This window comes from Streptomyces sp. NPDC002730 (assembly GCF_042888805.1).
Classification (GTDB): Bacteria; Actinomycetota; Actinomycetes; order Streptomycetales; family Streptomycetaceae; genus Streptomyces.
Window position 1 is genome coordinate 1 of sequence record NZ_JBIAQG010000003.1, and the last position, 11739, is coordinate 11739.

General features: G+C 69.0%; 10 protein-coding genes and 1 rRNA gene. 5 read left to right on the plus strand and 6 right to left on the minus strand.

Annotated elements, in window-relative coordinates; all coding sequences use genetic code 11:
- The first annotated feature begins 159 nt into the window (after nucleotides 1–159).
- Nucleotides 160–276: ribosomal RNA gene (gene rrf, locus ACFYXH_RS08190) — 5S ribosomal RNA — on the plus strand.
- Nucleotides 277–384: 108 nt separating this feature from the next.
- A complete protein-coding gene (locus ACFYXH_RS08195; RefSeq protein ID WP_389561814.1) occupies nucleotides 385–966 on the plus strand; it encodes a GNAT family N-acetyltransferase in 582 nt (193 codons plus the stop codon).
- On the opposite strand, the gene ACFYXH_RS08200 is transcribed toward ACFYXH_RS08195, so the two are convergent.
- From ACFYXH_RS08200 to ACFYXH_RS08225, 6 genes are all read right to left on the minus strand, one after another.
- Nucleotides 956–2848, minus strand: a complete 1893-nt coding sequence (locus tag ACFYXH_RS08200) for a type VI secretion protein (protein WP_389561310.1) — start codon at nucleotides 2846–2848, stop codon at nucleotides 956–958. The two genes, ACFYXH_RS08195 and ACFYXH_RS08200, sit on opposite strands and share 11 nt — an antisense overlap.
- 1 nt (nucleotide 2849) lies before the next feature.
- Complete coding sequence (locus ACFYXH_RS08205; RefSeq protein WP_389561311.1) at nucleotides 2850–4262, minus strand: ATP-binding protein; 1413 nt, start codon at nucleotides 4260–4262, stop codon at nucleotides 2850–2852.
- Nucleotides 4263–4280: 18 nt separating this feature from the next.
- A complete protein-coding gene (locus ACFYXH_RS08210; protein ID WP_389561312.1) occupies nucleotides 4281–5831 on the minus strand; it encodes an SCO6880 family protein in 1551 nt (516 codons plus the stop codon).
- Nucleotides 5828–7108, minus strand: coding sequence for a hypothetical protein (locus ACFYXH_RS08215; protein WP_389561313.1), 1281 nt, complete (start codon nucleotides 7106–7108; stop codon nucleotides 5828–5830). Before ACFYXH_RS08215 ends, ACFYXH_RS08210 begins: the two co-directional genes overlap by 4 nt.
- A gap of 31 nt (nucleotides 7109–7139) precedes the next feature.
- Nucleotides 7140–8000 carry a hypothetical protein gene (locus tag ACFYXH_RS08220; protein ID WP_389561314.1) on the minus strand — a complete coding sequence of 287 codons (861 nt, stop codon included), beginning with the start codon at nucleotides 7998–8000 and terminating at the stop codon, nucleotides 7140–7142.
- Between the two features lie 200 nt (nucleotides 8001–8200).
- Entirely contained in the window at nucleotides 8201–8509 is a 309-nt protein-coding gene (locus tag ACFYXH_RS08225; RefSeq protein WP_142217964.1) for a hypothetical protein, read from the minus strand.
- Nucleotides 8510–8876: 367 nt separating this feature from the next.
- Between ACFYXH_RS08225 and ACFYXH_RS08230 the strand changes: the two genes are divergently transcribed.
- The 3 genes from ACFYXH_RS08230 (at nucleotide 8877) to ACFYXH_RS08240 (ending at nucleotide 11715) form a co-directional block, all read left to right on the plus strand.
- The gene (locus ACFYXH_RS08230) at nucleotides 8877–9680 is read left to right on the plus strand and encodes an SAM-dependent methyltransferase (RefSeq protein ID WP_389561315.1); all 804 of its coding nucleotides are present in this window, start codon (nucleotides 8877–8879) and stop codon (nucleotides 9678–9680) included.
- A 69-nt stretch (nucleotides 9681–9749) separates the two neighbouring features.
- Nucleotides 9750–10745, plus strand: coding sequence for an NlpC/P60 family protein (locus ACFYXH_RS08235; protein WP_389561815.1), 996 nt, complete (start codon nucleotides 9750–9752; stop codon nucleotides 10743–10745).
- Nucleotides 10746–10992: 247 nt separating this feature from the next.
- A complete protein-coding gene (locus tag ACFYXH_RS08240) occupies nucleotides 10993–11715 on the plus strand; it encodes a phosphatase PAP2 family protein (RefSeq protein WP_389561316.1) in 723 nt (240 codons plus the stop codon).
- The last annotated feature ends 24 nt before the right edge of the window (nucleotides 11716–11739 follow it).

The window sequence follows — 11739 nt, forward strand, 5'->3', positions numbered from 1 at the left end:
GTTGATAGGCCAGATGTGGAAGCCGGGCAACCGGTGAAGCTGACTGGTACTAATAGGCCGAGGGCTTGTCCTCAGTTGCTCGCGTCCACTGTGTTAGTTCTGAAGCAACGAACTGTCGAGTCCCCTGTGGGGATTCCGGGTCGTACATCTTCATAGAGTTTCGGTGGTCATAGCGTTAGGGAAACGCCCGGTTACATTCCGAACCCGGAAGCTAAGCCTTTCAGCGCCGATGGTACTGCAGGGGGGACCCTGTGGGAGAGTAGGACGCCGCCGAACAATCATTGTGGGAAAGCCCCGCACCGTCATGGTGCGGGGCTTTTCTGCGTTCAGGACCCATTGCTTGCTCAAGCGCCCGGGCCCGGTCAGTATCAGCAGATGGATCAGATCGACTATGTCATCCGTGCGGTGGGCGCCGAGGAGTGGGCGAAGGCCAGGGAGATCCGGCTCGCCGCTCTGCAGGACCCGGTCGCGCCCCTCGCCTTTCTGGAGACGTATGAGCAGGCCCTGGAGCGGCCCGACGGCTTCTGGCAGGACCGAACCTCCGCGGCGGCGGAGGGGGTCGTCGCGCGCCAGTTCATCGCTGAGCTGGCGGACGGGCGGTGGGTCGGCACACTCACCGTCCTCGTCGAGCGGCCGGCCGGAGAGGTGCGGTTCGGGGAGGCGGCAAAGACCGACCAGACGCATGTGGTCGGGGTGTTCGTACGGCCCGAGGTGCGTGGTGCGGGGCTTGCGGAGGCGCTGTTCGAGGCGGCTCTGGAGTGGTCATGGTCGCTGGTGGGGCCGCCTGTGGAGCGGGTGCGGCTGTATGTGGACGAGCGCAATGCGCATGCCGAGGCGTTCTACCGGCGCATCGGGTTTGTGGCAAGCGGGGACTCCGTACCCGTGCCGGGGGATTCCACGGCACGGGACGTGGAGCTCGAGGTCAAGCGTCAGCTCCCGTGGCCGGCTGCTCGGCTTACTGGGTGAGCGGCTCGGGCCAGCGGGCGCGCGCCTGTTCGGCGGAACGGAGCAGGACCAGGGTCGGCAGTCCCTGGTCCTGACCGGTTGCCAGCAGCTCCGGAAGGCTGGGAAGGGGAGCCACGGCCGCGACGTCGTCCAGGACGAGCGTCATTGGTGGGTCGAGCCGGCCGTCGGATGACCGTGCGGCCATGCGGCGGCCGTGCTCGACCACGTCTGAAGCGAGTGCGGTGAGCAGAGGCATTGCGCCGGGGTGGGTTCTGGGGTCCTCGATCGGTTCACCCACCACATAAAGGGTTCCCCCTTCGTTTATGAATGATTCCAAGGTGAGGGAATCGGTTCGGTTCGGGGTGCAAGCCTCACGGATGTGGATCGAGGAGAGCACGGAGAGAGCGCGCACCACCAACTGCTGGGCGATCTCCCGGCGTTCGGGATGCCCGGTGAGCGCGGACTCGAGCAGCCCGGCGAGTCCGGCGGTGGCCTTGGGGTGCGTACGGAGGATACGTACGGCGTCGTGGGCGCTGCCGCCCTGTGCCCAGCGGTGGAGCTGCTTGAACGGGCGTCCGTCCACCGCGGCGGCATGCAGCCAGCAGCGCAGGAGTGTCTCCGCGGTGTCGGCCATGGCGGCGTCGAGGAGGGCGCGGGGCCTTATGGGCGCGAGGAGGGCGACGGCGCGGGCGGCGGCGGTGTCGGCGTCCTCGCAGTGCGCGGTGGGTGACCAGTGGAGGCGGGCGGGGGTGTCGCAGAGATGCCCGGGGTCGTAGACAAGGACAGGGCCGAGCTTGGCCCGCGCGCCCTTGGTCTCGGCCCACACGGTGGGATCGGAGGTGACGACGAGCGCAGGCCCTTCGGCGTCGAGGACGGCCTGAACGGTGACGGGCCGGCGGGTGGCGGGGTCGCCGTAGAGGATACGGGGGGTGCGGGGTGCGGGCAGGGCGGTGTGCGGGTCCCATCCGCCCGCGCCTTGCCCCGCAAGGAGGTTGGCGCCTGCGGGCCGGGTGTGCGGGCTCGCGGCAGCGCCCCGGCCCGCCGATGGGTGGGCCGGGTGCGGGCTCGCCGCTGCGCCGTCGCCAGGGGCGGCGGCTGATGGGTGGCTGGGCTCGCCGGGCTGGTGCCCGGTTCCCGGGTACGCGTGCGCGTCTTGGCTTGCGTCTGCGGCGTACGGGCCTGTGGGAACGCCGGAGCCGTGGGCGCCGAGGCTGCCGGCCCATCCGCCCGCGCCTTGCTCCATAGGGGGGTCGGGGCTAGTGGCCGCGGCGTACGGGCCTGTGGGCGCTCCCGGCGAGGGGGTGCCGGGGACGGAGGCGGCGCGGGGGTCCCATCCGCCCGCTCCCTGGCCGGCATCCCGCGGCTGCCCGAGGCGGCCGTCAGCCGGCTTCGTGGGATCCGGACTTCCCGTGTGCGCGCCCGCGGTCGACGAGCCCGCGGTCGAGGAGCCCGCGGTCGAGGAGCCCGCCGGGTCCCAGTCCTCCGTCTTCGCGGCGGGGGCGGTCCGGGGCGAGGGAGCGTCGGAGACGCGGCCCGCGCGGCCCACGTGCCAGCGGGCGACCGTGCCGAGGACGAACACCGTCACTACCACCAGGACCATCAACTCGCCTATGGCCAGGCCCCAGAACAGCCCGTACCCCGACAGCTCCGCCGGCGGAGTGTCCGGCCATGCGGCCTGGACGTCGTGCGGCTTGGACGCCAGCGCGCGTATGGCCAGCGGTGTACCGGCGTAGGTGACACCCGTCGGCCACGAGCCGTGCGTGATCAGGCCCGCCAGCCCTGTGGCCGTCCAGACCAGCAGGCTCAGCCCGAGCAGAAAGCCGAGCAGGCCCACCAGCAGGCCGTCGGGAATGCCGCGCTCGTCCCGCTCGTGAGCGTGCTGGTAGTGACGGCGGTCGCGCATGTCATGCCACCGTTGACTCGGAGGACTCGTCCAGCTGATGCTGCTCGATCAGGGCCGCGCGCTGCTCCGCCTCCCACTCCGCGGCGGCCACGTCCTCGGGCAGCGCAGGCCCCGAGGATTCCGTCATCGCCCGGTCCGTGAAGACCAGTGGTCTCTCCGCCTCCGTCACCAGGTGTTTGACCACCTGGACATTGCCGTTGACGTCCCAGACCGCGATTCCGGGAGTGAGCGTGGGAATGATTTCCACCGCCCATCGCGGCAGGCCGAGCACACGGCCCGTAGCCCGTGCCTCGTCCGCCTTCTGTGCGTAGATCGTCCTCGTCGACGCCATCTTCAGGATCGCCGCCGCCTCCCGCGCCGCAGCCCCGTCGACCACGTCCGAGAGATGGTGGACGACGGCCACGAAGGACAGGCCCAGTCGGCGGCCGAACTTCAGCAGGCGCTGGAAGAGCTGGGCCACAAAGGGTGAGTTGATGATGTGCCACGCCTCCTCCACCAGGAAGATGCGTTTCTTTCGGTCCGGGCGGATCCAGGTGTGCTCCAGCCACACCCCCACGATCGCCATCAGGATCGGCATCGCGATCGAGTTCCGGTCGATGTGCGAGAGGTCGAAGACGATCAGCGGCGCGTCCAGATCGATCCCGACCGTCGTCGGCCCGTCGAACATGCCGCGCAGGTCACCGTCGACCAGACGGTCCAGGACGAGGGCGACATCCAGGCCCCATGCCCGTACGTCGTCCAGGGCGACGTTCATCGACTCGGCGGACTCCGCCTCCGGGTGCCGCAGCTGGTCCACGATGTCGGTCAGCACCGGCTGCCGGTCGACGATCGTCTCGTTGACGTACGCGTGCGCCACCTTCAGCGCGAAGCCAGACCGCTCGTCGAGTCCGTGCCCCATGGCGACCTCGATGATCGTACGGAGCAGAGCCAGCTGTCCCGTCGTCGTGATCGCGGGGTCGAGCGGATTGAGCCGTATGCCGCCGTCCAGCGCTGTCATCGGGTCCAGCCGGATGGGTGTGATGCCCAGTTCCTGGGCGACGAGGTTCCACTCGCCCACCCCGTCCTCACCCTGCGCGTCCAGCACCACCACTTGGCGGTCGCGGAACCGCAACTGCCGTAGTACGTACGTCTTCTCGAGCGCCGACTTGCCGTTGCCGGACTCGCCGAGCACCAGCCAGTGGGGGGCCGGGAGCTGCTGGCCGTACAGCTGGAAGGGGTCGTAGATATAGCCCTTGCCGCTGTACACCTCTCGGCCGATGATCACGCCCGAGTCGCCGAGGCCGGGCGCGGCGGTGGGGAGGTAGACGGCCTGCGCCTGCCCCGTCGACGTACGGACGGGCAGGCGGGTCGTCTCGACCTTCCCGAAGAGGAAGGCGGTGAAGGCATCCGTGAAGACGGACAGCGGATCTCGCATGGCGGACTGCCCTCTCGTTCAGCGTCGGATGCCGGTCGCGAACGGCAAGGTGTTCACAAAAGCCCGGTGGTGCTCACGATCGCACCACTCCAGCTTCAGATAGGACTTGCCGGCCGAGGCCCTGATCGTGCGCTTGTCCCGGGCCAGAGCTTCGGGCGAACGCGATGACACAGTGATGTACCCGACGAGGTTGACTCCCGCCGCACCGCTCGCCAGATCTTCACCCCGCTGGTCGAGCCGTCCGTGCGCGGCGATGTCGCGCGGGTCGACGGTCCGGTTCATCTTGGCGGCGCGGCTCGCGTCCGCCTCGTCGTTCGTCTTCTCGGTGAGCATCCGCTCGATGGCGACCTCGGTCGGCTCCAGGTCCATGCAGACCGCGACGGTACGGATCACATCGGGCGTGTGGACGAGCAGCGGCGCCAGGAAGTTGACGCCGACCGGCGTCATCGGCCACTCCTTCACCCAGGCGGTGGAGTGGCACCAGGGCGCGCGGGTGGACGACTCACGGGTCTTCGCCTGCAGATACGTCGGCTGCATGGCGTCCAGCTCGGCGGGCCAGGCGTTCCGTTTCGTCATCGCCTGGATGTGGTCGATGGGGTGGTCGGGGTCGTACATCGAGTGGACGAGGGAGGCAAGACGGCCCTGGCCGAGCGGCTGGCGGACCCGGATGTCGGCCTCGGCGAGGCGCGCACAGATGTCGGTGAGCTCGCGGGCCATGACGACGGCGAGGCCCGCGTCCTTGTCGAGCTTGCGGCCGGACTGCGGGCGGGCGGCACGGGCCATGGCGTGGGCCTCGGCGGCCAGTTCACGGGTGTAGTGCATGCAGGCGACGAGGTACGCGCGGTGCTGCTCGCTGGAGGTGGAGACCATCGACTGCAGCTGGTCGTACGAGTCGCGCAGCCACATCGGCGTCTGCTGGTCGCCGCGCTGGGCAACGTCCTTGGCGTGCGCGTCGGGGTCGGCGGGGAGCGTACGGGCGAGCATCTGAAGGCGCGTGACAAAGCCGTCGCCGTTGGCCACATGCTTCAGCAGCGTGCCGAAGCGATCGACGAGCGCCTCCTGGTCCTCGCTGTCGCGCAGTCCGACGCCGGGGCCCTCGATCTCGATGGCGGCGGTGACGGTACGGCGGTCGGCATGCAGCAGTACGGCGATCTCGTCCGGGCCGAAGGGCGCGGCGAGCCAGTTGATCCTGCCGATGCCCGGGGGCGGGCCGACCTCGATCTCACGGCCGTCGAGACGGATACCGGCCTCGGCGGCGGAGGAGCGGTAGAGGGTGCCGCTGCGCAGCGTGCGCTTGTAACTGCGGTTGATCTCGAACCACTTGTAGAAGGTGCGGTGCCTGAACGGGACGTACACGGCGGCGAGAGCGAGGAGCGGGAAGCCCATCAGGAGCACGATCCGCAGGGACAGGACGGGGACCAGCAGCCCGCTCATCATGCCGAGGAACGCGCCGGCGATGATCAGCGCGATCTCGCCGGTCTCGCGGTTCTTGCCGACGATCGCGTTCGGCCGGGCACGGCCGATGAGATACGTACGGCGGGGCGTGATCGCTTGGGACTGGGTCGTCAACGCCCTCCACCTCCTGTGCTCTTGCGGTTGCTGTGCGGGGTGCCGGTTCCGGGACTGCTGTTACGGGGCGGGGGCGCGGCGGATCCGCCGCCTGCGGTGCCCCCGCCGGAGGGGCGGCTGCTGTGCGCGGCGACGCCTCCGCTGATGGGGTTGGCGGGGCGTGGGGCGCTGCCGTTGTTGCTGTCGCCGCCGCCCTGGTTGCCGCGGCTGCTATGGGTCTTGATGCCCTGGGAAACAAGGTTGGCGGGCGAGCTGATGACGGCGGCCGCGGCGTTCTCGGCGCCGTTCTGCAGGCGGTTGTTGCGGGAGGCGACGATCTCGTCGCCGAAACCCGGGACGAAACGGTAGATCACCGCGGAGGCGAAGATGGCGAGCAGGATGATCGCGAGGCCGGAGACGACGGCGGAGAAGGAGTTGGGTCCGTTCTCGGCGGAGAGCGCGCCCGCGAGACCCAGGACGATCGCGATCACTGGCTTGACCATGATGATCGCGATCACGATTCCGGCCCAGCGGCGGACCCGTCCCCACATGTTCTTGTCGACGAGTCCGGAGTAGACGACGACGCCGAGGAGGGCGCCGACGTAGAGAAGGATCGCGCGGATGAACAGCTCGAGGAAGAGAACGCCGGCGGCGAGGATCGTGACGAGTGAGACGACGATCAGCATGATCGGCCCGCCGCCGATGTCGGTCCCCTTCTTCAGGGCGCCGGAGAAGTTCCCGAAGAACTGATCGGTCTGCCCGCTGGTGCCGCCTGCGATGACCTCGGTGACGCCGTCGGTCGCGGAGACGAGGGTGTAGAGGATCAGCGGGGTGAAGGCGGACGCGAGGACGGTGAGCCAGAGGAAGCCGACGGCTTCGGAGATGGCGGTGGTGAGGGGGACACCGCGAACGGCGCGCTTGGCCACGGCGAGGAGCCAGAGGACGAGGGTGAGGATGGTGGAAGCGGCGAAGACGATGGCGTACTGGGCGCGGAAGGCGGAGTTGGTGAAGTCGACGGTGGCGGTGGAGTTCACCGCCTTGGAGAGCTGGTCGATGGTCCAGACGGCGGCGTCGGCGCAGCCGCGGGCGAGGGAGGAGAGGGGGTCGAGGGCGTTGGCGGGGTCGAGGGGGGTGGTGCGGGGGGCGCCGCCGGGGGCGCCGTTGTCGCAGTAGTCACGTGCGGGGCCCGCGATGAGCCCGCACGGGTTGTCGCTCTTGCTCGGCGTGGGCGTGGGCGTGGGCGCTGCGGTGGCTCGGGCCGCGAACAGGAACGCCGCAGTGTGGATGGCCGTCACCATGGTCAGGATGGAGCGCGTCCGAGGGTGAGGGTTAACGGGCATACGTGAACCCTCCGAATTCCTTGACCGCGTCGGCGATTTCGTCGGAGCCGGACACGGGATTGTCACCGGTGACCGGTGTGGGGCCCGTCTTTTGACCGGTCTCCAGGATCTTCCAGTCGGACCCGTTCCACTTCAGCTTGACGCTTACCGTGAACCAGCCGCTCGTCACCGGCTTGGTGGACTTCTCGCCCGTCAGCCCGAACAGGCCCATGCACCAGACGTCGACGGCGGCGGTCTCGCCCGCGAAGTTCAGGACCTTGGTGCCGGCGGGCAGTGTGCGATTGACGAACGTCGACCCCGCTGGGGCGGTGCCATCGGCACTCAGGCCGATCTGCGCGAGGAACGCCGTGGAGTAGTCGGCGTCGAAACCCGACTGGAGCTTGTTGAGCGTGCTTGCGTCGGCGACGGCCTTCACGATGTCGTGACGGCGCGCCTGGTTGAACATGCCGTCGGAGCCGAGCGCAACGGCGTAGTTGGACGCCGCACTCTGCGCCCCCTGCTCATCCTTCGCGTACCCCGAAGGAATCGCCCCGTCCTTCTCCGTCACCGGTTTCACGCCCGTCGCCGCCGTCGGAGCCCCGGCCGCCCCCTTGCCCCCGCCCCCCGACGGGTCGTCCTCGCCCCCGGCGCCGCCCTGGTTCGCGAACGCGATAGCCGCGATCAGCAGCACCACCACGCCCACCACCGTGATGAGGGAGCGTGAGTTCCGCACGGGTCGGCGCGCGCCGCCGTAGACGTCGGTGTCGCCGTTGCCCGGCAGGCGCGTACGCGTCTGGCCCGAGCCGCCGAAGCCCTCCTCCGTACGGCTGCCCGACTCGCCGCCGTAGCCGCGCTCGTCACCGAGGCTCATCTCGCGTACTTCCCCTCGCTCCACTGGGGAGACCCCATACCTCAACCGTTTGCAGTTCCGCGTAGTACGACGCGTATTCCGGCACGTAGTACGACGGTAGTCGTGCTGCTTCCCTTGCGGGCGTGGTGTGGTGACTCGACATCAGGGAAACGCAACCTCAAAGGGTGGGCCGGGCAAGCCCGGAGAGGACCGGCGGGGGGTCAGACAGCCATCCCGTACACGATGGTGAACAAGGTCCCCAGCGACCCGATGATGAAGACGCCGGTCAGACCGGCGACGATCAGGCCCTTGCCCTGTTCGGCGCTGAAGGTGTCGCGGAGTGCCGTCGCTCCGATGCGCTGTTTCGCCGCGCCCCAGATCGCGATGCCGAGGCAGAGGAGGATGGCCACGGCCATCACGACCTCGATCATCACTCTGGCCTCGTTACCCAGGCTCCCGAAAGGCCCCCAGTTCGGGGCGATTCCGCCGATGATGGTGGTGATGTCGCCCTTTTCGGCTGCCAGGATCATGTAACTCACCGCCCCTGTTGGGTTGTTCAGTGCCCCTGCCGCTCGGCATGGGTCGTCGTTCTATCTTCGCTGATGAAACCGCCCCCGTAAGCCGACTTGGCGGGTCTCTTTACCCGATCTCCGCACGTATGACCGGTCCAGCCGTCCTGACCTGCGGCGGCATGGATCCGGAGAAGGTACGAGGAGCGTGTACGGTCACTCTGTGTATCACGGAGCGTGACTCCGGGCAATAACTGTCGTTGTGCCCCCATCTGGACCCTGCCGCCGTTCTCGCCCCGGCCGCGTTGCTCCCGTCCGACATCGGCCTGCCACTGGACAGAAGCACCGTCTGACCCAACACCAGCCGTTCCTAGTCGAGTTGGCTATCTTGGACCGTGTGACCGACAACGCGCACTTACTCGCAAGGATCGACACCACGCGCCCCCACACCGCCCGGATCTGGAACTACTGGACCGGCGGCAAGGACAACTACTCCGTCGACCGCGAAGCCGGTGACCAGATCCGCGCGCTCCACCCCGGAATCGGCGACTACGCCCTCGCGGACCGGCTGTTCCTGGGGCGGGCCGTGCATCACCTCGCCGCCGAGGTGGGGATCCGGCAGTTCCTCGACATCGGGACCGGGCTGCCCAGCGCCGACAACACCCACGAGGTGGCCCAGCGCGCCGAGCCCGAGGCGCGCGTCGTGTACGTGGACAACGATCCCCTGGTCCTCGCGCACGCCCGCGCCCTGCTCACCAGTACGCCCGAGGGCCGCACCGACTATCTCGACGCCGATCTGCGCGATGTCGACACGATCCTGGAGAACGCCGCCCGGACGCTCGACCTCACCCGGCCCGTCGCGCTGATGCTGCTCGGCGTCGTGATCTTCATTGAGGACGACGAGGAGTCGTACGGCATCGTCCGCCGCCTCATGGACGCGCTGCCCGCCGGCAGTCATCTTGTCCTCTCCCACACCATCACCAGCCCGGCGATGCCGGATGTGGACGCCGCCGTCGCGTTCTGGAACGAGCACGGCACGCCCCGGCTCACCCAGCGCACCCCGCAGCAGCTCACCCGGTACTTCGACGGTCTCGAGATGCTGGAGCCCGGCGTGGTGTCGTGTTCCCGCTGGCGGCCCGAGGTGCCTGCCGACGAGGTCGCCATGTTCGGCGGCGTGGGACGCAAACCCTAGGCTCGCGAGTGGAGACGGGCAGGAACGCGGCTTGGATGGGGGAGGGTTGAGGGCGTGCGAAAAGTCTGGATGGCCGGTGGAGTCGGGATCGGGCTGTGCCTGAGCTTCGTCGTGCTGCTCGTCGTCGGTACCTACTCCGCGGCCGCCGGGCTCATGGGCGGAAGCGGCGGGCGCGCGGTCGGCCTCGCCAAGGGTGCCGTGCCCGCGCTCTATCAGCCGCTCGTACAGAAGTGGGGCAATCTCTGCCCGGCCATCAACCCCGCTCTGCTCGCCGCCCAGCTCTACCAGGAGAGCGGCTGGAACCCCAAGGCGCAGAGCCCCGCCGCGGCCCAGGGCATCGCGCAGTTCATCCCCGGCACCTGGGCCGCGCACGGCATCGACGGCGACAAGGACGGCGACCGCGATGTCTGGGATCCGGCCGACGCGATTCCGTCCGCTGCCTCGTACGACTGCGAACTGGCCGGATATGTAAAGAAAGCGCCCGGCAACGCGACCGACAACATGCTCGCCGCGTACAACGCCGGCGCCTACGCCGTCATCAAGCACCAAGGCGTACCGCCGTACCGCGAGACACAGAACTATGTGAAGGTCATCCGCACCCTGGAGAAGAGCTTCGCCAGGCCCGTCGGGCGGGTCGAGCCGTCGCGGCAGGCGGCCGGGGCGATCTACTTCGCGCAGAAGAGGCTCGGTACTGAGTATTTGTGGGGCGGCAACGGCACGCCCGAGCAGGGCGGACGCTTCGACTGTTCCGGGCTGACCCAGGCCGCGTACCGGACCGTCGGGATCGAGCTGCCGCGCGTCGCGAACGACCAGTACAACGCCGGCGAGCATCCGTCGCGGGACGAGCTGCTCCCCGGCGATCTGGTCTTCTTCTCCGACGACCTCACCAACTCGCGGGCGATCCGGCACGTCGGGCTCTATGTCGGCGGCGGGTACATGATCGACGCTCCGTACACCGGCGCCGTGATCCGCTTCGACAAGATCGACACTCCGGACTACTTCGGTGCGACCAGGGTCACCAAGGACGGCGCGAAGGCGCTGCCGACCTCGTTGCCGGAAGCCTGACGAGCCGTCGGGCGTGGCCGGAACTCTCCGCTGAGCCACGTCTCTGAGCTGCAACGATGTGTCACTCTTCGATAACGTCATGGTGATCGTTCGATGGAGAGTGGAACGTATACAGGGAGCGGGGCGTTCCCTGGACTGGGACAGCGCACTGACCATGGAGCAGACACCGCACTGACCACGGGGGTTGGCAGATGCGGCGCACTTGGAGGTGCGTCGCGGCAGGCGACAAGGCAAGGGGCCGCAGCAGATGGCTGGACTCGCATCGGATGGGTCGAACCCCGATCTCAGCCTGCTCTACGACATCAACGGCCTGGCCAAGGACGCCCCGTCGTGGCTCGACCGCACCATGGAATTCATCGGCGAGTACGGAATCATGCTCGCGATGGTGCTGGTGGTGCTCTGGTGCTGGTGGAGCGTGCGCCGGCGCGGCACCACCGAGGACTCGGTCGCAGCGGTCGCCGGGCTGATCTGGGCGCCGCTCGCCGCCGGGATCGCGCTGCTGGTCAACATCCCCATCCGCGGATTCGTCGAACGACCGCGGCCGTTCCTGGACCATCAGGGCATTGAAGTCCTGGTGGCCGGAAAGACCGACTACTCCTTCGTGAGCGACCACGCGACGATGGCGATGGCCCTCGGCGCCGGACTCTTCGTCGCGCACCGCAGGTTCGGGCTCGCCGCGATCGGTCTCGCGCTGGCCGAGGGCTTCTGCCGCGTCTATATGGGCGTGCACTACCCGACCGACGTCGTCGGTGGATTCGCGCTCGGGACGGCGGTGACGCTGCTGCTCGCGCCGCTCGCGCTGGCGCTGCTGACACCGCTCGTGTCGGCGGTCGCCCGGTCGGGGCGGGTGGCATGGCTCGTACGGTCGAGGCGGGCGGCGGCAGGGTCGGCGGACCTGCCGGAGACGCTCGGCGTTCCGGAACCGAGGACCGAGGGGTCCGGCGCCGGGGACAAAGACCTGGCGGCCTGACGCCCGGCCCGGCGTCCGCCCGTA

Excerpts from the sequence above, each read along its gene's own strand:
- ACFYXH_RS08200 (WP_389561310.1), bottom strand. The coding sequence starts at position 2,848 with ATGCGCGACCGCCGTCACTACCAGCACGCTCACGAGCGGGACGAGCGC.
- ACFYXH_RS08205 (WP_389561311.1), bottom strand. The coding sequence starts at position 4,262 with ATGCGAGATCCGCTGTCCGTCTTCACGGATGCCTTCACCGCCTTCCTC.
- ACFYXH_RS08215 (WP_389561313.1), bottom strand. The coding sequence starts at position 7,108 with ATGGTGACGGCCATCCACACTGCGGCGTTCCTGTTCGCGGCCCGAGCC.
- ACFYXH_RS08220 (WP_389561314.1), bottom strand. The coding sequence starts at position 8,000 with ATGAGCCTCGGTGACGAGCGCGGCTACGGCGGCGAGTCGGGCAGCCGT.
- ACFYXH_RS08225 (WP_142217964.1), bottom strand. The coding sequence starts at position 8,509 with ATGATCCTGGCAGCCGAAAAGGGCGACATCACCACCATCATCGGCGGA.
- ACFYXH_RS08235 (WP_389561815.1), top strand. The coding sequence starts at position 9,750 with ATGGCCGGTGGAGTCGGGATCGGGCTGTGCCTGAGCTTCGTCGTGCTG.
- ACFYXH_RS08240 (WP_389561316.1), top strand. The coding sequence starts at position 10,993 with ATGGCTGGACTCGCATCGGATGGGTCGAACCCCGATCTCAGCCTGCTC.